Annotated in this window: 23 protein-coding genes and 1 pseudogene; 14 read left to right on the top strand and 10 right to left on the bottom strand. The window is 63.3% G+C overall.

All coding sequences use genetic code 11. The annotated features are described in order from the left end of the window. From Q1K49_RS03190 to Q1K49_RS03170, 5 genes are all read left to right on the top strand, one after another. Window positions 1-369: DUF4198 domain-containing protein (locus Q1K49_RS03190; protein ID WP_300522717.1), on the top strand; the 369-nt coding region annotated here is incomplete at its 5' end. Window positions 370-667: 298 nt separating this feature from the next. Continuing rightward, complete coding sequence (locus Q1K49_RS03185; RefSeq protein ID WP_300522714.1) at window positions 668-2128, top strand: S-layer homology domain-containing protein; 1461 nt, start codon at window positions 668-670, stop codon at window positions 2126-2128. 279 nt (window positions 2129-2407) lie between these two features. Then, window positions 2408-3385 carry a porphobilinogen synthase gene (gene hemB, locus Q1K49_RS03180; RefSeq protein WP_300522712.1) on the top strand — a complete coding sequence of 326 codons (978 nt, stop codon included), beginning with the start codon at window positions 2408-2410 and terminating at the stop codon, window positions 3383-3385. Between the two features lie 216 nt (window positions 3386-3601). Then, entirely contained in the window at window positions 3602-5119 is a 1518-nt protein-coding gene (locus Q1K49_RS03175; protein WP_300522709.1) for a diguanylate cyclase, read from the top strand. Between the two features lie 32 nt (window positions 5120-5151). Next, window positions 5152-5640 carry a YhcH/YjgK/YiaL family protein gene (locus Q1K49_RS03170; RefSeq protein WP_300522707.1) on the top strand — a complete coding sequence of 163 codons (489 nt, stop codon included), beginning with the start codon at window positions 5152-5154 and terminating at the stop codon, window positions 5638-5640. Between the two features lie 484 nt (window positions 5641-6124). Here the strand turns inward: Q1K49_RS03170 and Q1K49_RS03165 are convergent, their stop codons facing one another. From Q1K49_RS03165 to Q1K49_RS03120, 10 genes are all read right to left on the bottom strand, one after another. Then, window positions 6125-7261 carry a histidinol-phosphate transaminase gene (locus tag Q1K49_RS03165; RefSeq protein WP_300522705.1) on the bottom strand — a complete coding sequence of 379 codons (1137 nt, stop codon included), beginning with the start codon at window positions 7259-7261 and terminating at the stop codon, window positions 6125-6127. Next, entirely contained in the window at window positions 7258-8190 is a 933-nt protein-coding gene (gene cbiB, locus Q1K49_RS03160) for an adenosylcobinamide-phosphate synthase CbiB (RefSeq protein WP_300522702.1), read from the bottom strand. Before cbiB ends, Q1K49_RS03165 begins: the two co-directional genes overlap by 4 nt. Then, complete coding sequence (locus tag Q1K49_RS03155) at window positions 8180-9601, bottom strand: cobyrinate a,c-diamide synthase (RefSeq protein WP_300522699.1); 1422 nt, start codon at window positions 9599-9601, stop codon at window positions 8180-8182. The genes cbiB and Q1K49_RS03155 overlap by 11 nt, the downstream gene beginning before the upstream one ends. Continuing rightward, on the bottom strand, window positions 9598-12900 hold the full coding sequence (locus Q1K49_RS03150) for an AAA family ATPase (RefSeq protein WP_300522697.1): 3303 nt from the start codon (window positions 12898-12900) through the stop codon (window positions 9598-9600). Before Q1K49_RS03150 ends, Q1K49_RS03155 begins: the two co-directional genes overlap by 4 nt. Window positions 12901-12902: 2 nt before the next feature. After that, window positions 12903-14303, bottom strand: a complete 1401-nt coding sequence (locus Q1K49_RS03145; RefSeq protein WP_300522694.1) for a DNA repair exonuclease — start codon at window positions 14301-14303, stop codon at window positions 12903-12905. A 231-nt stretch (window positions 14304-14534) separates the two neighbouring features. After that, window positions 14535-15062, bottom strand: a complete 528-nt coding sequence (locus Q1K49_RS03140; RefSeq protein WP_300522692.1) for a hypothetical protein — start codon at window positions 15060-15062, stop codon at window positions 14535-14537. Between the two features lie 623 nt (window positions 15063-15685). Beyond that, a complete protein-coding gene (locus Q1K49_RS03135; RefSeq protein WP_300522690.1) occupies window positions 15686-17548 on the bottom strand; it encodes a choline/carnitine O-acyltransferase in 1863 nt (620 codons plus the stop codon). 18 nt (window positions 17549-17566) lie between these two features. Then, window positions 17567-18418: an ABC transporter permease subunit gene (locus tag Q1K49_RS03130; protein ID WP_300522688.1), complete on the bottom strand. Its 852-nt coding sequence runs from the start codon at window positions 18416-18418 to the stop codon at window positions 17567-17569. Window positions 18419-18427: 9 nt separating this feature from the next. Continuing rightward, entirely contained in the window at window positions 18428-19360 is a 933-nt protein-coding gene (locus tag Q1K49_RS03125) for a betaine/proline/choline family ABC transporter ATP-binding protein (RefSeq protein WP_300522686.1), read from the bottom strand. Next, window positions 19360-20361 (bottom strand): ABC transporter substrate-binding protein, encoded by a 1002-nt coding sequence (locus Q1K49_RS03120; RefSeq protein ID WP_300522684.1) that lies wholly within the window; start codon window positions 20359-20361, stop codon window positions 19360-19362. The genes Q1K49_RS03125 and Q1K49_RS03120 overlap by 1 nt, the downstream gene beginning before the upstream one ends. A 629-nt stretch (window positions 20362-20990) precedes the next feature. Between Q1K49_RS03120 and Q1K49_RS03115 the strand changes: the two genes are divergently transcribed. The 9 genes and pseudogenes from Q1K49_RS03115 to Q1K49_RS03075 all read left to right on the top strand — a co-directional run. Beyond that, a complete protein-coding gene (locus Q1K49_RS03115) occupies window positions 20991-21359 on the top strand; it encodes a hypothetical protein (RefSeq protein WP_300522683.1) in 369 nt (122 codons plus the stop codon). Between the two features lie 443 nt (window positions 21360-21802). After that, a complete protein-coding gene (locus tag Q1K49_RS03110) occupies window positions 21803-22150 on the top strand; it encodes a BMC domain-containing protein (protein ID WP_034264519.1) in 348 nt (115 codons plus the stop codon). A gap of 57 nt (window positions 22151-22207) precedes the next feature. After that, the gene (locus tag Q1K49_RS03105; protein ID WP_213693140.1) at window positions 22208-22648 is read left to right on the top strand and encodes a EutP/PduV family microcompartment system protein; all 441 of its coding nucleotides are present in this window, start codon (window positions 22208-22210) and stop codon (window positions 22646-22648) included. Beyond that, a complete protein-coding gene (locus Q1K49_RS03100) occupies window positions 22645-22923 on the top strand; it encodes a BMC domain-containing protein (RefSeq protein WP_026368254.1) in 279 nt (92 codons plus the stop codon). The genes Q1K49_RS03105 and Q1K49_RS03100 overlap by 4 nt, the downstream gene beginning before the upstream one ends. Window positions 22924-22941: 18 nt before the next feature. Next, a complete protein-coding gene (gene pduB, locus Q1K49_RS03095) occupies window positions 22942-23733 on the top strand; it encodes a propanediol utilization microcompartment protein PduB (protein ID WP_026368255.1) in 792 nt (263 codons plus the stop codon). Window positions 23734-23766: 33 nt separating this feature from the next. After that, window positions 23767-25440, top strand: coding sequence for a propanediol/glycerol family dehydratase large subunit (locus Q1K49_RS03090; RefSeq protein WP_300522676.1), 1674 nt, complete (start codon window positions 23767-23769; stop codon window positions 25438-25440). A 21-nt stretch (window positions 25441-25461) separates the two neighbouring features. Next, entirely contained in the window at window positions 25462-26115 is a 654-nt protein-coding gene (locus Q1K49_RS03085) for a propanediol/glycerol family dehydratase medium subunit (RefSeq protein ID WP_300522673.1), read from the top strand. 11 nt (window positions 26116-26126) lie between these two features. After that, complete coding sequence (locus Q1K49_RS03080; protein WP_300522671.1) at window positions 26127-26657, top strand: diol dehydratase small subunit; 531 nt, start codon at window positions 26127-26129, stop codon at window positions 26655-26657. 23 nt (window positions 26658-26680) lie between these two features. After that, window positions 26681-26981: pseudogene (locus Q1K49_RS03075) on the top strand (diol dehydratase reactivase subunit alpha); the annotation flags it as partial.

Genomic DNA, 26981 nt, shown 5'->3' with positions numbered 1-26981 from the left:
AAGGCAATCCTTGACGTCGCGGGGGGGCAGGAGAGCGACTTCATCTCCAAACCCACGGGACAGCGGATCGAGATCGTTCCCCAGGTGCACCCCTCGACGGTGAAGCCCGGCGGAAAATTTCCCGTGCAGGTGCTCGTGGACGGAAAACCGGCGAAAACCGTGAAGCTTGAAGCCACCTTCGCCGGTTTCTCGGACAAGGATTACAAAGCCTTTCAGGGCAGGACCGACCTGAACGGCATGATCGACATCATTCCCCTGAAGGCCGGCTACTGGTTCGCCAAAGTCGATCAGACCTTAGAGCACGAAAACAAGGCCGCCTGCGACGAGGTTGTGCTCATCGCAACCCTGACTTTCCGCATCGACGAGTAGCATAGAGGCCGCGGCACCGGACTTCCGGTACCGCGCTCGGCATCGAGACACGGGCATCGCCCGGGAGAGGGTACGTCCTGAAGCAATGAGGAGATTCTCCGGGGGCTTCTCCGGGGCATCTCCTCATTCAGCCTCCGAAAAACGGATGTCCGGGGACGACGGATCTATCCTCGCATAAAGCGGTACCACCGCACTGTGGATTCTGCGCACCTGAAGAAAAAAGGTCACAGCGGGAATGCCCGACAACGTGAGGAACGCCGGTTCTACACACCTGGAGAGAAAAGAGGTCATTTCCCACATGAGAAAGATCCTGGCACTTTTGGCGGCGGCAGCGCTCATGGCGTTCGCCGCGCCGGCGTTTGCGGCGAATCCCTTCATGGACGTTCCCATGAACCACTGGGCCTACGATGCCATCGGACAGCTCGCCGCCTCCGGCATCGTCAACGGCTATCCCGACGGCACCTACAAGGGCAATCAGCCCATGACCCGCTACGAAATGGCCACCCTCGTCGCCCGCGGTCTCGCCGTGGTGGACATGAACAAGGCGAGCAAACAGGATGTGGAGATGCTGAAGAAGCTCGTCGTGGAGTTCAAGGACGAGCTGAACGCGCTGGGCGTACAGGTCGACCGGATCGACCGGCGCGTCACCCTTCTGGAGGAAAACATCGGCGGCTGGAAGATCTACGGAGAACTCCGCTTCGACGCGAAGTTCGGAAAGAACTACCAGGGCACGGGCGGCAGCACCTATGTGGAGGGCAAGAACGAGTTCGATCTGGACCGCTATCGTCTCTTTCTGAAGAAGCAGATCGACGAAAACACGAGCTTCACCACCCGTATCGGGCGTGACGAGAACAACACCGACCGCCTCGCCTGGGAACTTTACTACGTCGAAACGGTTCTTCCCTGGGACGTGGAACTCACCGCCGGCCTCTTCGAATTCGACTGGGAGGATGACGCCGGCCTCTACGATGCCTACAACGACGACGCGTGGATCGGCGATCTCACGACCAAGGGCTTCTACGCGAAAAAGGCCCTCGGCATGGCGGACATGATCCTGACGGTGAACCGCGACGACACCGAGGACGGCGTGGACGACAGCTTCATCTACGGCGCCCGTTTCGACTTCAACCTCAACGAGACCTTCCGCTTCGCCCTCAGCGGTCTCGCCACCACCTACGACAACCTCGACGACAGCAACTGGCACGTGCTGTACGCGGACTTCACGGTCAACGTCACCCCGAACATCGCCTTCAAGGGCGCCTACTACACGGAAAAGCACGACGCGAACACGGATGCCCGGCAAGCCACAGGCGAGGACGCTCCCGACGCGTGGAAGGCCATCCTGGACGTGAAACAGGAAGCTCTGGGATTCACGGGCCTGTGGGTCGAATACGGGAAGATCGGCCGTGGATTCGAGATGAACGCCCACGCCTACGACTACGTGGGCATGAGTTCCCTGATGGACGACACCTACGGGACCAGAGTGCTCGCCAACCGGGACTACGACGAGACGACCATCCTCTATGTCCGGGCTTCCCAGAAGTGGAACGACACCTGGGGAACCTTCCAACGCTACTTTGCAGCGGACTTTGCCCGCGACGGCGTGGACGACACCACGAATGTCACCTTCGGCGTGGAATACCGGCTCTCGCCGGCAATCAGCTTCGAACTCACCTACGACAAGGTCGACTGGGGACAGGGAGGCGCGATGACCGACGACGACAGCCTGGTCCGGCTGCGGACACTGGTCACTTTCTGAAGAAGAACTCTCGCCGTTTCGATTTTTTCCGCTCGGACACAACGGGAGCGAAACCGGCTCCCTCGGAATTCCGCCGGGGTGTGCGAACACGGGCGCGCACCCCGTTTTTCGTCTCCGCTCCGGCATCACACCCTTCCTTTTTTTGTCCCTCCTTCGTATTTTTCAGTGAGATTTCAGCCCCGCCTCTTGCTCACAGGTATTCCGAGAGATACCATAGGACATCGGATTTCAAGAGAGGTTCGTCCCTTTCTATGGCTTTCTCCGAAGGAGGTCCTGTTCATGACCGCAGGTTTTCCCGCTCTCCGGATGCGGCGGCTCCGTTCCCACCCGGCACTTCGGGACATGCTCGTAGAAACCGTTCTGGAACCCCGCCATTTGGTGCTCCCCCTCTTCGTCGTTCCCGGCGAGGGCGTGGAGGAACCGATCCCGTCCATGGAGAACGTGAACCACTGGAGCGTCGACCGTCTTTCCCGCATCGTACAACCCGCTCTTGACGCGGGCGTCAAAGCCTTCATCCTCTTCGGCCTTCCGACCTACAAGGACGCTCTCGGCACCAGCGCCGCCGACGCGGACCAACCCACCCAGAGGGCCTGCTCGTTCTTGCGGGAGCGTTTTCCCCAGGCGTACTGCATCACCGACGTCTGTCTCTGCCAGTACACGGACCACGGTCATTGCGGCCACCTCACTCCCGAGGGCGAGGTGGACAACGACTCCTCCCTGGAGCAGCTCGCCCGGGCCTCGGTGAGCCACGCCCGAGCGGGGGCGCACATGGTGGCCCCCTCGGACATGATGGACGGACGGGTGGGGCGGATTCGGGCCGCCCTGGACGAGGCGGGGTTCTCCGGAACGGCCATCATGAGCTACGCGGCGAAGATGAGTTCCGCCTTCTACGGTCCCTTCCGGGACGCGGCGGAAAGCGCCCCAAAATCCGGCGACCGCAAAAGCTACCAGATGCCTCCCGGCAACGCCCGGGAAGCGCTTCGAGAAGCGCTTCTCGACGAGGACGAGGGGGCGGATCTGCTCATGGTCAAACCGGCTCTCACCTGCCTCGACATCCTGGCCCGCCTTCGGGAAAAGACGCTTCTCCCCCTGGCGTGCTACCTGGTGAGCGGCGAGTACATGATGCTCCGGAGCGCCATCGCCGGAGGGCTTCTCGACGAGGGCGCGGCACTTCTCGAAGCGCACCGGGCATGCCGCCGGGCGGGAGCGGACCTGATCATCACCTACGAGGCGCTCAACCTGGCCCGGAGACTCTAGATCGAACGGAATTTCCCGGCCCGCACCGGAAGGACGTTTCTTCCGTGAACGCACGACCCATTCTTCGAGGTATCGTCCACGGGAGAATTTCTGCGAGTTTCCGTCAGCGAGAGCCTTGGACGGACCGGTATTTTCCCGCCGTCGCGGCGGGAACTGCGGAAAAGACCGTGCGACACCGGACAGTAACGCCAAAGCGCCTCGAAAGGAGTCTTCGCCGTGGACTACTCTTTCTCGGACGTGGTGAATGTCCCGCTCTGCTCGGAAATGCTCCGGCATTTTTACACCGCCTCGGGAATTCCCTGTGCCTTTTGCAGGAAGGACGGTTCTCCCCTGGCCTCGGCGGGAGGCCAGATGCTCTGTCATCATTTCCACCGGACACATCCGGAGTATCGGAAATACTGCGAGGCGAGCTGGGAAGAAATCGGCAGAGCCATCGAGAACGGTGCCGAGGAATATCTCCACCGTTGCGAGAATGGTCTCATGGACGGCGCCGTTCCGATCCGTGTCGAGGGCGAACTCCTCGGCTACGTCGTCATCGGACAGTTTTTTCTCGTGCCTCCCGACAAGACAGCGTTTCTCGACAGAGCGCGGGCGAACCATCTCGACGAAGCGGCCTATGAGGAAGCTCTCCGAACCGTCCCCGTCATCTCCAGAGAACGGGCCGACGCGGCGTTGCGGCATTTTCGCATCCTGGCGAACCTGATCGCGGAGGCGGGCGCCCATCGGCGGCAGATGGCCTTTCTCAACGCCTCCCTCCAGAACGCGAACGCCCTCCTCGGAACCCAGATCACGGAGCGGGTAAAGGCCGAGGAGGCATTGCGACGAAGCGAAGAACGCGGACAGTTCGCCCTGGAGGGCTCCGACCTGGGCGTGTGGGACTGGAATCTTCTCACGAACGACGTGTATTTCTCCCCCCGCTGGCTCGAAATGTTGGGATACGGCCCGGGAGAAATTCGGGAACGTTTCTCCGAGTGGTACGACCGGGTCCATCCCGAGGACCGGGAACATGCCGTCAAGGAAACACAACGGCATATCCGGGGGGAGGTCCCTTTCTACGAAGCCAGACATCGGCTGCGCTGCAAGGATGGAAGCTACAAGTGGATTCTCGCGAGAGGCAAAATCATGTCACGAAACGCGGAGGGAAAACCCCTGCGCATCGTGGGGACACACAGGGACATCACCGAACAGGTCCAGGTGGAGGAGAACCTCCGTCACGCGGGCACCCACGATCCCCTCACCGGGCTTCCCAACAGAACGCTCTTCAACGACCATCTCCTTCTCGCCATGGCGCAGGCGCGCCGGAACAAGACCGTCGTCGCCGTCGTCTTCCTGGATCTGGACGATTTCAAGGAGATCAACGACACCCTCGGGCACGATGTAGGGGACCTGCTCCTCAAAGCTGTGTCGAAACGTCTCAAGAAGGAAGTCCGCGAGGTCGATACGGTGGCCCGCATGGGCGGAGACGAATTCACCCTCATCCTCCCCGAACTGCACGGCAGAAAGGACGCGGAGCAGGTCGCCGAACGAATCCGCGGAGCCATCGCCCGCCCGTATTCGCTCGGCGACAGAGTTCTGGAGGTGAGCGCCAGCCTCGGCGTCAGCCTCTACCCCCTGGACGGGAGAGATGTCCGGACCCTGATGAAGCGGGCGGACATGGCCATGTACAGGGCGAAGAACGACGGACGGAATCTCTGGCGCTTCTGGGAGGAGAACACGGAAACACCCCGAAAATGAAGACACCTGAACGCCCCGAAGGAGGCCTTTTTATGCTCTGTGGAAGTCTGCGTTTTCGAAAGATGGACGAAGCCGTTCTGCCCGGACCTGTCGTCCGGGCGCTCGCTTTTCTGGCGACAACGGATTTTTCCGGCCTGCCGCCGGGACGCATCGAACTGGAGGAGGGACTCTATGCCATCCTCGCCGAGGGAGAGACCGGTCCCGTCTCGGAGGGAGAGTGGGAGGCGCACCGACGGTACGTGGACGTGCAATGCGTTCTCGAAGGCGATGAGAGCATCGGCTGGGCCATTGACGAAGGGAATCCTCTCCGCAGGAACGCCCTCGCCGAGGAGGACTGTCTCTACTTCGAACCTCCGAAAAACCCCTCGTGGCTCCACCTGTCTCCAGGCCATTATGCAGTTCTCTTTCCACGGGACCTCCACTGCCCGCTGCGGCATCCCGGTTCGCCCCGGGTGCGAAAAGTGGTGGTGAAGATCGACATCGCCCTTTTTCCCCTGGAGGCGACGGATACCCCACAGTAGCGGTGTCGTGAACATTGAGGCGGGGTGCGCGCCCTTCGCGAAAAGAGCCGGATACGTTTTGCTGCGGCACATTCGGTTCCACTTCCGACCGGCCGTTTCAAAAAGGATTTTCGCTTTCCCGCAAAGCCTCATATTTGAAAAATTCCAGCTTTTGCGAGGAATGAAGGGGTTTCTCGTGCAAAGGCCGAGGCTTTGACGACGCCGCACGCGCCGCATTTTCTCTCCGTCAACACCCGCCGGGATTATTATGCTCTCAAGAGTGTGCGAAAAGTGATTGCGGAAGAGAATTCAAAGAAAGAAGGTCATGATGTAGGGTGTCTGCAGCGCACAAACAACCCGAGCCCTTGGGAGGCGATACACCATGACCGGAAAGAAGCATAGCAGTCCTTTCACTGAAATGAAAGCCCTTTTCGGGAACGAAACGGGCGCCATGAAGGCCCTGATGACGGAAGTGCGGCAAGAAAGCCTTGACGGGGAAACGACGTCATCCCCGGCGGCACACTCCTTCAAAAACCTCGTCGAGCGCCGCGCAAAGACGCCGGTTCTCCTCGCGGCGTCGCACGGCGAGCCGCACGTAGTCGTCTCCAAGCCCCGGGAAGCTCGTGCAGGTGCGCAGAAGAATGCGGAAGGGAAGCAGGCGGCGCTGTACCTCGCTCCCTGGAAGCACGACCTGCCCTGCGTCGTTCCGGGGAAGGCGGGCCAGGAGGAAATTCGCCGCGCCGGGAAACACGAAAAACCCGCGCTCAGCAAGCTCCGCGGAAAGAAACGTGCGCTCCGAGGCGATCCGTTTTCGCGTGCGGGCGAGCCAGACGTTCCCCTCTTCCATGCAGGCGAGGGCGAAGGCCTCGCCCACGGCGTTGACGGGCCAGGACTGCTGAAAGGCCCGCACCGCCGCGACCGCGCACCGCTCGCCGAGAAGATAGCCCACCCGCAGGCCCGGTACGGCGAAATCCTTCGTGAAGGCCCGCAAGAGCAGCAACTCCTTCGGCCAGGCGTCGCTCCGGGACGCCGCCGGGGTGGCAAGAGGCGGCCAGGAGAGATGCAGAAAGCACTCGTCCAGGAGGAGCCGGGCCTTTCGGTCGAGACAGGCCTGAAGAACGCGCTCCGTCTCCTCTTCGCTCCAACCCCGCCCCGTGGGATTGTTGGGCTGGCAGAGCACCACCAGGTCCCCGGGGCACACCCGCTCCGCCAGTTCGTCGGCGCGATAGGCGAAGCTGTCCTCCGGGACCAACGGATGGCCTGCAACGGGAACGCCCGCCAGCGATGCCACCGCGGCATATTCCCCGAAGGTGGGAAGAGGAAGCAGCAGCCGTTTCGGGCGAAAGGCGAGGACGAGCGGAAGCAGCAGGTCACTCGCGCCGCCCGCGACGGCGACGCCCTCCTCGCCGGGGCCGTGTCCGCTCCAGGAGGCGAGGGTCCGCCGGAGGTGCCGTGACTCCTGGTCCGGATAGACTTGCACGTGCCCGAGGGCCTTTCTGGCGGCTCGGAGGGCGAAGGCGGGAGGACCGTAGGGGTTGATGTTGGCGGAGAAATCGAGCCATCCGTAGGGATCGTCGTGCTCATGGATCCGCCCGCCGTGCACGTGGCCCGAAGCGACCCAGGGGGAATGCGTTCCGGTCATCCCAGAAGCACCGAGAGAAAGAGCGCCGACAGAGCGGCACAGGCGTAGGCATTCCAGTAGAGGGCGAATCCCCGCTCAAGATCCGTCCGGTTCGGGGGAGGCCCCTCTCCGAGAAAGGGTTTGTCCACCCATTGCCCGAAGTAGGGGGTGGGACCGCCGAGGGAAACTCCCAGCGCCCCCGCGAAGGCCGCCATGGGCCAGCCGCTGTTGGGACTGGAGAGAAGCGGCGCAAACGCCCGGGCCGTGCGGAGCGTCCGGGAGAACGAACCGCCCACGCCGGGACTGGCGGCAGCGACGAGCAGAGCCGCGCCGCGGGCGGGAAGCAGGTTCAACAGGTCGTCGAAGCGGGCCGCGGCCCATCCGAACTCCCTGTAGGCGGGGGTCTTGTACCCCACCATGGCGTCCAGGGTGTTGGCGGTCCGGTGGAGCCAGGCGCCGAGAGGTCCTCCGAGAGCTCCGTAGAGAAGAGGGGCGCAGAGGGCATCGCCGAAGTTCTCCGAGAGGGTTTCAAGCGCCCCGGAGACGACCTTCCGTTCGTCCAGAGGTTCCGTGTCGCGGCTCACGAGGAGCGAAAGAGCCTTTCGCGCCCCCGCGAGATCGCCCTCGGCGAGACGCTGCGCCACACCGCGCACCTCCCGGGCAAGACAGGTACCCCCCAGGGCGAAGTAGAGCATGCCCCCCTCCAGAAGCCACCCCGCCGGGAACATGCGTGCCGCGGCGGCGGCGACACCGAGGGGGAGAAGAACTCCCGCGAGAACAAGAAGGAGAAAGACCACTCCCTGAAGGCGCGCCGGCAGGGGCAGCCTGCGGCAGAGCGGTTCCAGACGTTCCGCCCCGCGCCCGAGGAGGCGCACGGGATGCCATTCCGTCCTCGGGTCTCCCAAGAAAAGATCCAGCGCTATCGCCACACAAAGCGACTTAACGAACATGGGCATTCCTCCAGTTCCGGCAGGTGTCGACAAAACGGGCCGCCGCGCCGGGACAGCCCCAGAAATGCAGGTGCACGTAGGAGGCGAGCAGGTTCGGCCGCACATACCCCTCGTTCCAGCAGACCTCCGGACGGGACGCCCTTCGGACCAGATAGGCCGTCGGGGGCTCGCCGGCGCTCTCGGAATAGTGGAACTCGTGCCCCCGAAGCATCTCGCCCCGGGAGGCGAGCAGCGTCTCCTCCTCCAGGCGTGCCTCCACATAGCCGAAACGGCGCAGTCGTCCCGTCATGGTCACGGAGAGATCGAGAAGGCCCGCGAGATCGGCCCGCTCGCCGTTCCGTCCCGTGATCTCCCGGGCAAGATACATCATGCCGCCGCATTCCGCGTAGACGGGAAGCCCCAAAACTCTCCAGCGCCGCAGGTCCGCGAGGTAGCTTTCGTTTCCGGAGAGTTCTCCGAGAAATTCCTCGGGATAGCCACCTCCGAGATACAGCCCGTCGATCTCCTCGGGAAGCGCCGCATCGGCGGCGGGGCTCGTCTCCAGGAGTTCCGCCCCCAATTCCTCCAGCAAATCCAGTCCGTCTCTGTAATAGAACGTGAAAACCTTGTCCCGTGCGACGGCGATGCGCGCACCTTGACGCGGTGCCGCCTCGAGAACGCGGGAGACCTCGGGGGGAAAGGAGGCGCCCGCCGGAATGGAAGGGGCCTTCGCCAGCGCCGTAAGGCGCTCCAGGGAAACGCCCTCGTCAATGGCATCGGCAAGGCGCTCCAGTTGCAGGGAGAGTTCGCTTCGCTCCGCCGCAGGAATCAGTCCGAGATGCCGCGAGGGAAAGTGCGCCTCCGGCACCTGGCGGATCGAACCGAGCACGGGAAGCCCCGCGAAGCGCTCCACCGCCTCGGAGATCAGGGTTTTCAGCTCGCCTTCGCGCAGGCCGCAGAGAATCACGCCGACGACGGAGGGCGGCGGAACGCGACGCCCCTCCTCCGTGGTGGAGAGCGTGGCGAAACCCAGGGCCGTCGCGGCGAGGCTCGTCGCGCCTTTCGTGGCGTCCAGAAGGAGCACCACCGGCAGGGAGAGCGTCCGTGCGAGAGAAGCCGTGGAATTGCGTCCTTCGGAGCCGATGCCGTCGTACAACCCCATGACGCCCTCGACGACGGCAACGTCCGCACCGGCGCACCCCCGGGCATAGAGAAAGGGAAGCGTCGACGGAGACGTGAGAAATCCGTCGAGGTTCCGGCACTCCCGCCCCGCAGCCAGGGTATGATAGGAGGGATCGATGAAATCGGGTCCGGCCTTGAAGGGCTGAACCCGCACACCGCGCCGCGCCAGAGCGCGGCAGAGCCCCGCCGTGAAGGTCGTCTTGCCTACACCGCTCTCCGGAGCGGCGATGACGATGCCCGGCGCCGTCATGCCCGTCCCCCCTCGGAAGGACAGGGCGTCCATTCCGGACACGGAAGGGGCGTTTCGCGGATCTCCCCCCGGGAGAGGGTAAAACAGCTCACACGAAGGGGCGTTTCCCGAAGCATCTTCTCGCCTTCGAAACGGCTTTCTTCGCAACGGTTCGCTCTTTCGGCCAAAAGGGTCGCAAAGATCTCCCGGGTGGCGTTGTGACAGGAAAAGAGGAGAACCTGATGCTCCCGGGCGATCTCCAGAAGCACCTTCGCGGCCCCCAGACGGCGCTCCTCGTCGAAACGCACGAGGAGATCGTCCAGGATCAGCGGAAGGGGCTCCGCCCGGAGACCGAACTGACGGGCCATTCCCAGGCGCAGGGCCAGGTAGGTCTGGTCCGCGAGACCGGAACTCCAGGCATCCTCTCCTCGGCGCGCCCCCGTGGCGCATTCCTCCAGCTCCACAGCGCCTCCCGCGGAGGTATCCCTAAGACGCAGGGAGTACCGGTCCCCCGTGAGCGTCCTCAGGAAGCGGTCCGCATCGCGGATGACACCGGGCTGACGTTCCCGCTCGTGAATGCCCCGGGCTTCGTCGAGACTGCGGCGACACAACACGACGGAAAGCCACTCCTTGACCGCCTCCCGGAGGGACGCGACGAGAGCCTGTCGTGCTTGGCGGAGTCGGGAACTGTTCTCGTCGTGGGCCAGGCGCTGCAATTCCGCGGAGATCTCCCCCGCACGACGGTGCGCCCCCGCACAGGATTCCTCCAACGCGGCCACCCGGCGCTCCAGAAGATCCCGCTCCTGCTCCAGGTCCAGGGGAAGTGCCGCCATCTCGTCCTCCAGAGAGGCAAGGGCGTCGAGGGAGCCGCCCAGGGAGACCAGCACCTTCTCGTGCTCTTCCACCAGCCGTTCCAGCTCCAGGCGGCGTGCCGCCTCGGCGGCGCAGGCGCGGAACGACTCCTCGTCGGTCGCACCCGCGAGGGCGAAGAGGCGGGCCTGTTCGCTCCGCTTTTCTTCGAGGCGTTCTTCGCAGACGCAAAGAGCCGCACGTTCCTCCCCCAGGCGCTCCCGAAGCGCGTCGAGTTCTCTCGCAGCCTCCCGAACCTCGTCGGAGGTGCGCACAAGGAGATCCAGAGAGGACACGTCCGGTTTTTCGGGCACGGCAAGCCCACAAGCGCGGAGACATGCGGCAAGTCGATTCCGGAGCGCCTCCAGGTCCTCCCGAACCGCCGTCAGGGTCGTCTTCGCCTCGGTGATGCGCGTCGTCTCCCCCCGGCAGGCGTCGGCCTTGGCGACGAACTCGGGAAATCCTCCCGGTTCGAGGCGGGGCTCGAAACCCCGTTCGCGCAACCATTCCCGCCAGCGCCATTCTCCGTCCTCAAGAAGTTTCCCCGCCGCGTGAACTTCTTCGTCGGCCTTGCGCATGCGCTCCAGCGCCCGCTCATAGGCGCCCTGGGCATCCTCCAGGGCCGCCTTGGCGGCACCGTAGTTCGCGAGGAGGGCCTCCTCCTCCTCCACGAGCAGGACCAACGCTTCGAGGCGTTCCGCATCGTCCGGCGAAGGAAGCCCGCTTCCATCGGCAACGGCGCAGATCTGCTCCCGGATTCCCTCGGCGAGCTCCTCCTGTTCCGTCGCGTGGGCCTCCGCCTCCGCCACCTCCGCGCGCTTGCGTTCCGTCTGGGTTTTCCACTTGCGCTGCAGTTCCTCGTCGGCACCGCCCTGGCGTTTCGCCAGAGCATAGAAGAGCGGCGCCAGAACGAACCCCACCACGGCGAGGACGATCACCATGGGATCGCGCTTGAGGAACCAGAGGAACGCCAGGCCGAAGGCCCCCACGAGAACCGACACGGGAGCCCAGAGGGAAAAGAGGGCGTACCGTCCCGGCGTGTCCTGTTCGAGATTCGCCAGCTCCACCCGGAGGCGGTCCCGGTTTTCCCGGGCGAGACGCACCGCTTCGGCGATCCGGTCCCGCCTGCTGCAGAAGACCCGGAGCCGCGAAAGAGCCTCCTTGCGCTCTCCGAGCAGCTCCTCGTCGAGATCCTCCGGAAGGGGCACTTCGGCGAGACGCTCCCGTTTTCCCGCGAGCACCGCCTCGGCCTCCTCCACGTTCTCCCGGGATGCCCGAAAATTCTGTTCCGCAAGGCGTCGCCGTTCCCGTGCATCCCGGAGGGCCACGTCGAAACGCTGCGCTTCCTGGATGGCGGGAAGGGAGAGGTCCACCCGGAAGAGGCGTGCATCGTTCCATCCGTCCCCGAGCTCCGCCAGATGCTCCGCGTGGCGCTTTTCGTCCTTGCGGATCTCCACCTCCAGACGGGTCTCCGAGGCGAGCAGTTCCTGAAAGCGCCCGCGCTCTCCCCGGAGCGCCTCCACTGCCTCCCGGTGCTCCAGAAGGACCCAGGGGTACCGGTCCTGCAGCAGCGTCTCCCGCTCCTCGAGCCGGGAGACCCGCTCACGGCCCTCCCGGCAGGAAGCCTGCAGGGCGTCCGCTTCCTGAACAAGAACGTCGTACCGTTCGACCCCCCGCTCCGGAAAGGATCTCCCGCTCCGGATCTGCGCCAGTTTCTCCAGGGCCAGCTTCCGTTCCGTCCAGGGACGCCGGACCTTCTCCAGAAGAAGAATTCTGGCAAGCCGCTTCCGGGCATCGCCGGCCTCGCCGGTCTCCCTCGCCACCTGCTGCCGCAGGCGTTCCTCCTCGTCCCGAAGGTCCCAGAAACGCCCCTCCTGCTCCGCCAGCCCGTGAAGCTCCTCCTCCACCTCCCTGAGGGATTCGAGCAGCTCGTTCACCCTGCCGCCGGTCCCTTTGCCGCGGCCGAAGCGATAGAACTCCCGCTGTTTCTCGGCGAGATGCTCCATGAGATCGGGAAGGCTGGCCACGCCCAGCCCTGCTCCGGCGGCGAAGAGCCTCCCCTGCACCGTCTCTTCCCGAAGGATCCGCGTTCCCTGGAGATCGGAGAGGCCCATGGCGAAGATGCTCTCGTAGCATCCCTGGTTCAGATGCCCCAGGAGAACGGACACGTTTCCCCCGGCGTCACCGTTGAGAAGCACCTTTCGGTCGTGCATTTCGAGGAGGTAGTCGCTGCCGTCCCGGGTGGAAAAGGCGAGCCGTCCCTGGCGGATCCGTCCGTGGACCGGTTCGTAGAGATTGCGCGAGGCCCTTCGGTCGGGAACGCCGAAGAGAGCGTAGCGGAAGAAATGCAGCAGTGTCGTTTTTCCGCTCTCGTTTTCTCCCACGAAAAGAACGAGATCTCCTTCGAGGGGATCCACCCCCTGCTCGTGGAGAATGCCGAAATCGGAGACGAAGAAGCGGGTGAAGCGCATGATCAGGCCTCCTCCCGAAGCAATCCGTCCAGAAGCATCGCCTCGGAAGCGCCGAAGATCTCCCGGATCTCCCCGGAAGAAAGAGAGGCGAGGATGTTCCGGATTTCCCGTCGCTCCCATCCCCGGGATTCCGGGTCCTCGGAAAGGAGACGCGTGAGCAGGGAGACATCCGGGCAGGCCCGCATGTTTTCCAGAGAGCGCAGCACGTCCCCCACGAAATGATCGCCCCCGCGCAACTCCTCCACCGCTACGGAGGGAGCGGTGCGATCCTCCGGAGGAAGAAGCCAGACGCAATCGTCCCGCTCCGCCTCACCGGCGTTGCAATGCGCCGCAAATTCCTCGCCGAGATTCTTACGGAGAAGCGCTCCGTGCAGAGAGGTCCGCCCCTCGAAGCGAACCTGGAGGAGCGCCGGCCGTCCCTCCGCGTCCGCACGAATTGACTCCTTGAGTTCCGAAAGGGCACCGAGAAGCCGTTCCTCCGTCTCCATGGAAGAGAGATCGAGCGTGTGCCGGTACCGACGCACCGCGTCCACGGGGACGAACTCGCACTGCACGTGGCGGGAACCCGGGGTCAGGGTCACCGCGAAACATCCCCTGGGGCCGGTTTCGCCGCGCCTGCGGCTTTGAAACGTCCCCGGATAGGCCACGAAAGGCTCTCTTTCACGGAGAATCTCCCGTTCGTGCACGTGCCCGAGAGCCCAGTAGTCCATGCCGGCGACGCAGAGGTCGTCGAGAGAGCAGGGAGCATAGTTCTCGTGCCCGGCCCGGCCTCCCACATTGGCGTGCAGGAGGCCGATGCGGAAAACGTCCTCACCGGCGACTTCCGGCTCCTGGGCGGCTGCGCGGAACTCCTCCACCACGTTGCGCGTCACGTCCCTCCTGGGATAACTGAAGCCGTAGATCCGGGCCACGACGCGCCCATCCCGGAGAAAGGGAACGCTCGTGACCTTCGGGCCGAAACGGTGCACCGAGACGGGCAGGTCCAGCCGCGCCTCCCACCCCGAAAGCGGATCGTGGTTGCCGTGGACCAGATAAGAGGCGATACCTCCCGCAGCGAGTCTCCGCAGTTGCTCGCGAAAATCGAGCTGCGACGCGAGGGTCCTGTCCTCGCTGTCGAACACGTCGCCGGCGAAGAGCACGAAGTCGACCCGGCGCTCCAGCGCGAGTGTCACCAGATTCGAGAGCGCCTCGGAAGGCGCGTTTCGAAGGCGTTCCGCCAGTCGCTCCGCCGCATTCCGTTCCCGACTCCTTTCGGAGATCGCCGGGCCATTTCCCGGACTGCCCAGGTGAAGATCGGCACAATGGATGAAGGTCACGGACCGCGACGAGGACCCCGCCTCGCACGTCATAGGTGCATCGGAATCGGATTCCCAGGACATGACTCCCTTCACCTTCCTTCTCATTTCTGTTTCTCCGGGCAGCGCGCTCGGGCGAGATCCCGAAACGGACACGGTGGAAAAGGGCCGGTACCGCCGCTTCCACGGGAAGAAAACGCTCTGCGCACACAGCATACCATGAGGCGTTCCTTCTGTATGCCTGGAACACATTACGAAAAGGGCGCCGCAAAAGGGAGGCCGGAGCCCCTTTCACGACGCCCTGAACGAGCATCTGAAAAAACCAGGACGAGAGGCTGTTCAGGAGAGGGACTTGAGCAGTGCCTCCGCGGCCTGGTGCAGATCCCCGGTCTTTCCGTCCTCCCAGAATGTCCCCTGAATCAGGGGAAGACGTCTTTCAAGGAGGTCCTTCGCCTTGTCCTTTTCATTCGCCGCCGCATAGGCCCGGGCAAGACAGAAGAGCGCGTAGGCCTCGGCGCTCACCTGAGCATCCCGTTTCACGTAGGCTCGAAGGAGAGGGTTCTCCGGATCCTTGCGCCCCGCGTCGTCCACCCATACGACAGAAAGCGTCTTGAAGGATTTCCCCAGGGCGTTCACGGCATGTTTCACATACAACACGTCACCGTGTCTCGACCCGTGCTCCAGAATCGCCGCAAAAGCGGCCGTGCTGTAGGAAACGCCGAGTCCTTCCTCGACCTCCTCCGAAGCCGCAGGTAACTCCACGAGATTGATGAGCAACCGTTTGCCTATCTCGTAGTTGCCTCCGAGAAGATATGATATTCCTGCATAATAGGAATACCTGACCTTCTCCTCCGGGCTGCACCCCACCCGAGAGAAGAGGCCCGCCGCCTCGGCGTACTGCTTGCTTTCGAAGATTTCCCACGCGACGCGCGGGTCAACGACTCCTCAGGCAGCCCACGACTTCGCCGTCAATCCGAAAAGGAACACCATCAACAGCGCCGCAAGCCCACTCTTTCGAATTCCCCGTCCCATTTCCCCACCTCCGCGGAAGACATTCCGCTCTCGGATCTTTCCTCGCACGCCGCGCCAGGAAAACGCGCCGTCACCTGAAAAAGAGACGTGCCGCCGGGGCAATCGTCTCCTTTGTCGTGTCGCGAGAGCGACGCAAGTATAGTGACTCCTGCCGAGGAGTGCAACGGAAATTTGCGGATCTGTGACAAAACAGGGGCAGCATCATCCCTAAGGAACCTCTGAAAAACGCCACGCCGACCTCAAAAAAACGCGATGCGATCAAAATCGTGCGTGCGAGAGAGAGAAACCCTTTAATCAGGGCTTCTCTAAAACGGGACAGGAGAAATGTCATCTGTTGTCATTCTCTACGGATGATGAGGCGCGATGTTTTTAAGCCTGAAGAAAGCGAAAAAGCGGCGAGTCCGGACAGGGTGGTAAAAGAAGGGATAACGGCGGTAGAAGGGGCCGTCCCGGCACGGTCACACGTCGGGACGGCTTTCCGCTTCGAGAAAGCCGAGCAGATCCTCCAGAGCCTCGTGAAGAGCTTCCTGCAGCGACGCAAGGGCGGTGTGGGAGTGCCGCCACCCCGAGAGGAAAAGGTGAAAGCGGTCGGCATAGGAAAGATAGCGGAAACCGTAGCCGTCCTCCACGACGGGTCCGAATCCGGCGAGGCGGAGCCCGTCCGCCGCGGTGGTGCTGGTAGAGAACGTGTTACGGCTCAGTGTGCGCCACCCGAGGTCATCGTAAAGGGCGGGGCGCTCCAGAGATTCGGCGGCGGCAAGTTGCAGCAATCCCCAGAGATGGCGGTCCACGCCGAACCCAACCTTGCAGAGCCTCACCCGCTCCACGTGACACGCGGCGGCCTTTCGCAGGAGAAGAGCGCATGTTTCCGCCCGACTCTTTGCAGTGGTCCCGGCGTTTCGCACCGCCGCCGCATCGACGAAGGCGACCGACGCGGACGTTACAGGGCGCATGGCCTCGGTACGACCATGGAGAAAGCGACGGGTCATCACTGCCTGATAGGTGGTGCGGCAGACGCCGAAAAGACGTCGCTGGGCGAGCTGGAGCGCCAGTTGCACGAAGGCGTCGGAGCTCACACCCGCCCGCTTGATCCGTTCCTTGCCGAAGGCGTCGAAGGACCAGGCCCGGACACACACGCTTCGGGAATGTTCCTCCACGACATGGAGAGCACGATGGATTTCCTCCAGAAGATCCTCGTCGCAGACAAAGCAGAACTCCCTCCATGTAGGGCGACTATCACCGGAAGTCTCCTCCCGGCGGGGGGCCTCCGTCGCAAGATGTGCCGCGAGACGGACCATGACGGATCCGTCCGTTCCGGCATGCTCCATGACGATCCCCGCGCCACCGTCCGGAAAGACCACGAACTGCACGGACTTGTCGTACCAGCGGTTCGCCGCCTCCCCGGCGAGGAGGGCCGCGCCGAGGTCGGAAAAGTCTTCCGGCACCGCCTCGTCGCAACAGACCGCGAAGAGAGCCGTCTCGACGCTTTCGAGGAGTTCCTCGTTGCCGGGAATCGCCGCGAGACGCCGCCGCAAGGCGGCCCATCGTTCCCGGGGAAGAGCGGTGAGAACACCGACGGGGAAGGCCGCCGGAGTGGAACGACACCGTTCGTCGATGTCCCGGAAGATCGCCGCCAATTCGTCCGAACCACAGCACGAGCGCGACGAAGCGTCCGGGAGATCCACCCGAAAAAGACGCCCCCGGCGGAGGACCACCACGTGCTCCGCCGTTTTCCCGTTCCCGCCGGCGGTGAAACGGAGCACGTCCCTTGAAGCACAGGGAACACGGGTGGTCCCGAAGACCCTCCGAAACTGGGCCATGCAGAGCGGCTCTCCCCGCTCCATATCCGGAGGAAGCGATTCCTCCAGGATCTTTCTCCAAAAGGCGAGCGCACCGAGCACGAGTGAGGCCGCCCGGAAAGACCACTCCTTTTCCCGTTCCTCCAGGGCGTAGAACACCGAGGAGTGAATCACCAGGGAGTCCCGAAAGGAGAGATACATGTCCTCCCAGAAGGGCTCGAGCCAATTGGGGACATCCGGTCGGGACGCCCTTTCCATGAGGCGGCGCTGCAGCTCACGGCCCGGACCCGTCGCCTCCGCGAACGCCTCCGTCACCTCCGTGGTGACGGCGAAGGCCCGGTCGTCCAGAAGAGGGCGTACCCATTCGAGATAGCGGCAGCACGTATCGTCCAGGTCGGGAACGGGAAGGCGGGGCAGGTTGTCCTGAAAGGCGAAGGTTCCCTCCGGAGCTTTCACGCATTCCTTCCGCAGCGGATCAGGCACGAGTTCATGCACGCCGTGCCCCTCTCCGTTTCGTTTCATGGTCGGCCCTCCTTTCGGCTAGCGCGTCGGCGGCTCCCAGCGCCTGGCGAGGCTCTGGGTGATGCGGTCGATGACGATGGCGAGGAGCACCACGCTGGATCCCGCCTCGAAGCCGCGCCCCACGTCGATGCGGTTGATGGCGAGGAGCACCTCCTGCCCGAGACCGCGGGCGCCGATCATGGAAGCCACCACGACCATGGCGAGGGCCATCATGGTGGTCTGGTTCACACCGGCGAGAATGGAAGGCATGGCCAGGGGGATGCGCACCTCCCGGAGAAGCTGCCATCGGGTGGCTCCGTAGGCGAGGGCGGCCTCTTCCACCGCCTGGGGAACCTGGCGAAGCCCGAGTTCGGTGAGGCGGATCACCGGTGGAAGAGCGTAGATGAGCGTGGCGAGCACCGCCGGAACCTTGCCGAGGCCGAAGAGCATCATGGCGGGGATGAGGTAGACGAAACTGGGCATGGTCTGCATGGCATCCAGAAGAGGCCGGAGGACGAGCGAGGCTCCCCGGCGCTCCGCCATGAGCACCCCCACGGGAACCCCCAGGATCAGGGCGAGGAACACCGCCGTGATGACCACCGAGAGCGTCTCCATGGCCATGGGCCAGAGACCGAACATACCGATGGGGAAAAGAAGAAGACCGAGGAAGAGCCCGGCGAGAGAACGCCGGGTGGCGTAGACGCCCAAAAGCGCCACGGCGAGGAGTACCGACCACCAGGGAAGCCAGATGAGAAAACGGTTCACCTTGAGCAGCAGGGAAAGGATGCCCGCCGACACGGCGTCGAAGAAGACCGCGTGATCCACCACAAGCCAGTCGATGAAGGAGTTCACCGCGGGCGCAACGTGATATTCGAGCGTTTTCGGAAACACGGGAACCTCCTATCCGGCGCGGCGTTCCGCCATGCGACGCTCCGCCCGGGCAACCTGTTCCCGTTCGTCCTGAACGAAGCGGGCCACGTAGTCGTCGGCGGGGTCTGCGATGATGTCGTCGGGGGAACCGACCTGGACGATGCTCCCCTTGCGCATGACCGCCATGCGGTCCCCCAGGCGCAGCGCCTCGGAGAGGTCGTGGGTGACGAAGAAAATGGTCTTCCGGAGCGTCCGCTGGAGGCGGATCAGCTCGTCCTGAAGTTCTCTGCGGATGAGGGGATCGAGACCGCTGAAGGGTTCGTCCATGAAAAGGATGGGAGAATCCATGACAAGAGCCCTGGCGATGCCCACGCGCTGGCGCATACCTCCCGACAGGGAGGCCGGGTAGGCCCTCCCCCATCCTTCGAGCCCGACCCGGGAGAGGATCTCCTTCGCCTTGTCCGTCCGGGCCGCTGCCTCCTCCCCCCGGAGCTTCAGACCGAAGGAGGCGTTTTCCAGAACCGTCCGGTGCGGCAGGAGACCGTAGTGCTGAAAGACCATGGCCACCTCCGTCCTGCGGAAACGCACCAACTCCTGGGGCGTCATGGCCGTCACGTTCCGCCCGTTCACGGCGATGTTTCCCGCCGTGGGCTCCACCAGGCGCATGAGACAGCGAATGAGGGTGGATTTTCCGCTGCCGGAGAGCCCCATGACGATGAAGGTCTCCCCCGGCGCCACGGAGAACGCCACGTCCCGAACGGCCACCACGGCCCGTCGGTCCTTCTCCAGAACCTCCAGAGCCTCGGGATTCTCCACAATCCCCGGAGACAGCGCGTCGCCCCTCTGCCTGGAATAGACCTTCCAGAGCCCCCGAACCTCAATGGCGGAAGAGAGAGGCGGCGCATGCGCCGCCTCTCTCCGTTCCGGGCCGAGGTCGGCGGAGAGCGCGTAGTGGAAGGCCACTAGGGAAGCGCCTCCAGAGCGGCACGCACCTTCCCCGCGACCTCCGGTGCGAGCCACGCCGTCCAGACCGCCTCGTACTCCTTCAGGAACCACGCCGCCGCCCGCTCCACCGTGGCACCGGACTCGAACATGAAGGCCAACACCTTGTTGTTCTGCTCCAGAGTGGTCTCGTAGGCCTCCAGAAAGCGCCGCACCTCGGGATTGGCCTCGGCGAATTTAGCGTTCATGAGGATGAGTACTTTCGCCTGGGGGAAGGCACAGCCGTAGTCTTTCCCCTCTCCCCAGCGGGATTCGTCGTAGGGCGGCTCCTCCAGAAGTGTCATGTCGTACTTGCCGAGAACCCACGTGGGTTCCCAGTAGTAGGCCAGGATGGGGCGCCCCCGGTCATAGGCGGTCTTGATGGCCGTGGAAAGGGCCGTCTCGGAGCCGGGTGCGAAGGAGTCGAAGGTCTCTTCCAGACCGTAGGTCCTGAGCTTCACATTGTTGATGGTGTGCACCATCCATCCCGTGGGGCCATTGTAGAAACGCCCCTTCTTCGGGTTCTCCGGATCCTTGAAGAGTTCCCAGTACTTGGGCAAGTCCGCCACGGACTTCAGGTCCGGCGCAACGGGAGCGATGCCCCGGGCCGCGTCGCCCTTGATCATGTACGTGGGTACGTACCACCCCTGAGGAGCATCCGGAAAAGTGGACCCCAGATCCGCCACGGTCTTTCTGGCCTGAGCTTTTTCCCACCATTCCACCACGTTGTCCACCCATCCTTCCATGGAGAGATGGGCGTCTCCGCGCTCGATGGCCATCAGCCCCGGCATGGACTCGGCAAAGACGTATTCCGGCGCGTAGCCGAATCCATGCTCCAGGATGAAACCGGCGATGCGGTTGTGCACCTGCACACTGTCCCAGCTGAAATCGACGAAAACAACCGGTTCCGCCGCAGCGGCGGAAGCGACGGGAGCGACGGCCGAAACCACCGCAAGGAGAAGCCACAGAACTGCCTTCTTCACGCACGTCACACTCCTTTTCCTGGTGCGAATACCGTCCTCCGAGGAGACGCGACACGTCTCCGGAGGCGGAAACTGCCCGGATGGGGAACGGCTCGTATTTTTCTGAAAAACGGGGGTCTTTTTTCCTCTCGCGAAGGCGATCGGGCCGGATATGTCCGCAAAAAAACCGACGATACCGGAACGAGACGGACGGTCTGGAGACAACGACGTTGTGCTGTTTTTTAAGAACAGCTCCGGAAGAAATGAAACAAAAATCCAAAACGGGGCACAGGGCGATTACAACGCGTACAAAGCACCACTTCTTCAGATACCAAGAATAGACGATGAAGAACTGTTCTGTCAAGATCAATGCATACAATTAAAGCGTCTCCACATCTTCATTCGCCCTTTCCGACCCCCTTCGACACCCCGACACACCCGTGTTGCAAACACCTCCGCAACAGGGACAAACACGGCGGAGGCCACCGCCGCATCGAAACTCCCGGAGGCGAATCCGGATCTCGGGACACGAGATCATCTCCACGGTCCATCTCGTCATTTTTCCGAAAATGCATTGCGAACAGAGCGTGTCCGACCCGAAAAAAAGCGTGGTATCATGGTCGCCGACATACGGTCGGGAGGGAGACGGCATGGCCTGGATCAAACGCGGCTCCATCATGGTGGACATACAGAACGTGGAACGCCTCGACAAGGTGCTCAAGGACGGCAGCATCGTTGCCCGCATCGTGGGGTGGATCAACGAGGGGGTCGTCCAGATCCCTCTCCTCAACACCTTCTGGTTCTATGACTTTCTGCGGAGAGTGAACAAGGAGTGGCTCCTCAAGCGCCATCCCGACATGGTGATCTTCGAGGGGACACCCGAAGCGGCGGACCTTCTCTATGACCGTCTCCGACATTGGCTTTCCGCCCCTTCCTACCAGATCTTCGATGTGGATTACGAGATCGGCCTCCATGTGACGAGGGAAATTCCGAACATCGTCTCCGTGCGCAACGGCTGAGGCGACTCCCCACACACCGCCGAGGAAGACCGTCCCCCCGGCGGGTGGCGCAGAAACGCCACGAACAGGACGTTCCGCAAAAAAACGAAGACGCTTCCCCCTTTTCGGAGCGCAACGGCGGCATGCGCCCCATCTTTGCCGTTTCCGTTTTTTCCGGTTTCCGAACATTGCGACGATACACCTCGAAATGCGTTGTTCCCACACCCGCGAACACACCCCACCGCCTCGCCCTCGGAGCAAAAAAACGAAACCCGCCAACCTTTGTTCACTTTTTTCACTTTTGCTTCGTCTTTTCGCATCGGCAATCCGCTCAAAAAGACCGCCCATGAGGTGGATGCGCCTTCCCCCCCGATTGGATAGAAAAGAAAGGCACCAGTATCCGGAGGGGGCTCCGGAGCAACTCGTGGTCTTCAGCGGTGGAGAACGCGAAGGGTGAGGGGGACATGTCCGTGACGGAGACGAAGCAGCGCATCGTCCAGGAGTACGTACCCGGAAAACAGATCACGCTGGCCCACATCATCCGGAATCCGAGACGGGATTTCTGCGAGCGCCTCGGCGTGGATCAGCCCGGTGCGGTGGGCATCATGACCATTACGCCGGGAGAGGGCGCCATCATCGCAGGCGATGCCGCCACAAAAGCCGCCAACATTCACGTGGAGTTCGTGGACCGATTCACCGGATGTCTCATGTTCACCGGAGAAGTGACCGCGGTGGAGACCGCTCTCAAGGGAGCCGTTATGACGCTGGAATCGGTGCTGGGATTCGTCCCCGCGCCGATCACCAGAACATAACGGCTTTTTTCATGTGCCGTGTCCCAGGGCGAAAAGCACGGAGAACCGCGGCGCATCATGGTCGTCGGCCCCAGCGGTGCGGGAAAGACGACGCTCCTGGCCGCCCTCGGCCTGATGGAACAGAAGCACGGCGGCAAGACCGAGATGGTCTCCTACACGTCCCGGTCCATTGATACGCCCGGGGAGATGCTCGAAAATCCGCGCTATTATTCCGTGCTTCTGATGAATGCCCCCAAGGCGGCGTTGGTACTTTTCGTGTCGGATCCGACGGGAAATGTGCGGTTTCCTTCCAGGATGGCCCAGGCGTTCCGGGCGCCGGTCCTGGGAGTGGTGACGAAAGTGGACGTGAGCACTCCCGAGGAACGGGAGAGAGCGAAGGAACGCCTGCGAAGCGCGGGAGCGAGGGAGGTGGTCGACTGCTCGCCAGTGACCGGAGAGGGAATGGATCGCCTGAAGTCTTCCATTGAACGCATGTCTAGGGAGGTGTTCCGTGCATGAACGGAGAAGCGCTGGGATTGATTGAGACAAGAGGACTTGTGGGAGCCATCGAGGCCGCCGACGCCATGGTGAAGGCCGCCAATGTGCACCTCATCGGCTACGAGAAGATCGGATCGGGCTACGTGACCGTTATGGTCCGGGGCGATGTGGGCGCCGTCAAGGCCGCAGTGGATGCGGGCGCGGCAGCGGCCAAGCGCGTGGGTGAGATCGTTTCCATCCACGTCATCCCCAGGCCGCATGCGGACACGGAAAAGATCCTGCCCAAAATCGGGTAGCCCGAGGAGGTGTAGACAATGGCAGAACAGGACGTCATGAAGAAGGTCATGGACGAAGTCATGAAGCGCCTTGCTCCCGAGATCCCCAAGGAGGCGCCTGCGAACGACGCTGTCTGTGTGCCCGCTGCGGTCACCGAGTTCATCGGAACCGGCATGGGGCACACCCTCGGGCTCGTCATCGCCAACGTGGAGCCCCGTCTCCACGAAAAGATGGGCATCGACAAGAAGTATCGCTCCATCGGGATCATCTCCGACCGCGTCGGCGCAGGCCCCCAGCTCATGGCCGCCGATGAGGCCGTGAAGGCCACCAACACGGAGATCGTCTCCGTGGAACTGCCCCGTGACACCGAGGGCGGCTGCGGCCACGGCTGCCTCATCGTCTTCGGCGCCGAGGACGTCTCCGATGCCCGTCGCGCCGTCGAAGTGACCCTGGGCAACCTGGACACCTATTTCGGCGACGTGTGGGCCAACGACGTGGGCTACCTGGAACTGCAGTACACCGCCCGGGCGAGCTACTGCCTCAACAAGGCCCTGGGCGCCCCCCTGGGCAAGGCCTTCGGGCTCATCCTCGGCGCTCCCGCCGGCATCGGCGTGGTCATCTCCGACACCGCCCTGAAGGCAGCCGAGATCGACCCCTTCGCCTACTGCTCCCCCAGCAAAGGCACAAGTCTCACGAACGAAGCGTTCATCATGGTCACGGGTGATTCCGGTGCGGTGCGACAGTCCATCATCTCCGCCCGCGAAGTGGGAGTCAAGCTTCTCCACTCCCTCGGAACCAAGCCCAAGTCCCTCACCGTTCCGTACATCTAGGCTGAGGATGAATCCAACGAGGGGGTGACGCGGGTGGCTCAGCAGAAAAGAAGCAAACGCTTTGAAGTACTCGAGAATCGTGCCGTCCACAAGGACGGATTCATCGGCGAATGGATCGACGTGGGACTCATCGCAATGGGGAGCCCCAACGATCCCAAGCCGTCCATCAAGGTCCAGAACGGCAAGGTCGTCGAGATGGATGGAAAGACCCGGGCGAACTTCGACATGATCGAACAGTTCGTCGCGGACTACTCCATCGACGCGTCCGTAGCCGAGGAGGCCATGTCCAAGAGCTGCCTCGAACTGGCCAGGATGCTCGTGGACATCAATGTACCGCGCGACGAGGTGCGCCGGCTCTTCGGCGCCCTGACCCCGGCGAAACTCGCGGGTGTCATGGCGGAGATGAACATCGTGGAGATCATGATGGCCATGCAGAAAATGCGCTGCCGTCAGACTCCCGCCAACCAGGCTCACGTGACGAGCGCGAAGGACCATCCCGTGCTTCTCGCCGCGGACGCCGCGGAAGCCGCTCTTCGGGGCTTCGTCGAGATCGAAACCACCGTCGGCGTGGTTCGCTACGCGCCCTTCAACGCACTGGCACTCCTCATCGGAGGCCAAGTGGGACGCCCCGGAACCCTTTCCCAGGACGCCCTGGAAGAGGCCTTCGAGCTCCAGATCGGTATGCGGGGTCTCACGGCCTATGCGGAAACCGTGTCGGTCTACGGAACGGAGAGCGTCTTCGTGGACGGAGACGACACGCCCTGGTCCAAGTCCTTCCTCGCCTCCGCCTACGCGAGCCGCGGCCTGAAGATGCGGTTCACCAGCGGTACGGGAAGCGAAGTGCAGATGGGCGCCGCCGAGGGGCGGAGCATGCTCTATCTCGAAGCGCGGTGCGTCATGGTCACCAAGGGCGCCGGCGTTCAGGGACTCCAGAACGGCTCCATCTCCTGCATCGGCGTTCCCGGCGCGGTTCCCTCGGGCATCCGGGCCATCGCCGCGGAAAACCTCATTACCATGGCTCTCGACCTGGAAGTCGCCTCCGGCAACGACCAGACCTTCTCCCACTCCGACCTGCGCCGCGTGGCCCGTACCATTCCCCAGTTCTTCCCGGGTACGGACCTCATCTTCTCCGGTTACTCCGCCGTGCCCAACTACGACAACATGTTCGCAGGATCCAACTGGGACATCGAGGACGTGGACGACTACCTCGCCCTGCAGCGCGACTTCCGCGTGGACGGCGGCCTGAAGCCCGTCTCGGAGGATGAGGTCATCGCCGCCCGCAACAAGGCCGCCCGGGCCATGCAGGCCATCTTCGAGGAATTCGGCTTCCCCCCCATCACCGACGAGGAAGTCGAGCTCGCCACCTTCGCCAACGGCAGCAAGGACGTGGGAACCCGCAACGTTCCCGAGGACCTCAAGGCCGCCGAACGCCTCATGAAGGAAGGGGTCACCGGCATCGACGTCGCCAAGGCCCTCGCCAAGAGAGGTTTCCGGGACATTGCCGCCGCTCTCGTCATGATGATGAAGCAGCGCGTCTCCGGCGACTATCTCCAGACTTCCGCATGGATCGCCTCGGACGGCACCGTCTACAGCGCCGTGAACGATCCGAACACCTACCAGGGCCCCGGCACGGGATACCAGATGTCCGAGGAACGCTGGAACGAGATCAAGGCCATTCCTTGGGCCGTCAATCCCGAGGACATCTAGGGAGAAGGGGGGAACTCATCCATGCAGCTCAGCCAGGAACTGATCCAGAAGGTCATCGCTGAAGTGCTCGCCGAGGTCATGAACGGCGCCCCTGCTCCGTCCTCCGCTCCCGAGGCCGAAGTTTCCGGAATCGTGTGCACCGAGAAGGGCAAGGCCGCCCGGGGAACCGATCCGAGAGAAGTCGTCGTGGCCGTGACGCCCGCTTTCGGAACGACGTTCACGAAAACCATCGTCGACATACCGCACGCGGAAGTCCTCCGCCAGATCTTCGCGGGCATCGAGGAAGAGGGGCTTCGGGTGCGGGTCATCCGCGTCTACCACACCGCCGACGTGGCCTTCATGGCGCATCAGGCGGCGAAGCTCTCCGGCTCCGGCATCGGCATCGGCGTCCTCTCCAGAGGGACATCGATCATCCACCAGAAAGACCTGAACCCGCTTTCGAACCTGGAACTCTTCCCGCAATCGCCGCTTCTCGATCCGCTCACCTTCCGAGCCATCGGCAAGAACGCGGCCAAGTACGCCAAGGGTGAACAGCCCACGCCGGTGCCGACGAAGAACGATCCCATGGCGCGCCCGCGCTATCAGGGACTCGCGGCGCTTCTGCACAACAAGGAGGCCCGCTTCATCGACCGCAACAAGGCCCCCATGGAACTCTCGGTCACGTTCGAAGGATAGGAGGTGGCGATATGGCTCAGATGAACGAACAGCTCGTGGCGGAGGTCGTCCGCCAGGTGCTCCAGGCGATGAACGGCAAGGCCGCTCCGGCGCCCGCATCGGCTTCCAAAGAGGGCAAACTCACCGCCGCCGACTATCCCCTCGCGTCCAAGCGGCCCGACATCCTGAAGAGCCCCAAGGGAACGCCTTTCAACGAGCTTACCCTTGAGGCCGTGGAGAACGGAAAGGTCACTTTCGAGGATTTCCGTATCACTCCCGAAGCACTGGAAATGCAGGCGCAGATCGCCGAATCCGCGGGAAGACGCCAGATCGCCCAGAACCTGCGCCGCGCTGCAGAGCTGACCAAGGTCCCCGACGAGCGAATCCTGGAGATCTACAACCTTCTCCGGCCGCACCGCTCCACGAAGGAAGAACTTGAGGGCATCGCGGAGGAACTGGAGACCAAGTACGGCGCCAAGGTCTGCGCCGCCTTCGTCCGCGAATCCGCGGAAGTCTACGCCCGCCGCAAGCTCCTCCGGGGCGACCTGCCCTCTTCCGACTGACAACGGGGAAAGGGCTCGCTTCCGTGCCGCTCATCGCCGGTATCGACATCGGAAACGCCACAACGGAAGTCGCCCTCGCCAGGGTGGAAGGAAGGGACGTCTCCTTCCTCTCCTCCGCCCTGGCGCCCACTTCGGGCATCAAGGGAACGCTGCAGAACGTGGCCGGATTGCGGCGAGCCCTCGGTCTCGCGCTGGAGCGTGCGGGATTCGCACGGGACGATTTTCGCAAGGTCGACCGGATCCGTCTCAACAAAGCCGCGCCCGTCATCGGGGACGTGGCCATGGAGACCGTGACGGAGACGATCATCACCGAATCCACCATGA

The organism is Aminiphilus sp., from assembly GCF_029975095.1.
Lineage (GTDB): Bacteria > Synergistota > Synergistia > Synergistales > Aminiphilaceae > Aminiphilus.
This window is presented reverse-complemented; position numbering and strand designations above follow the sequence as displayed.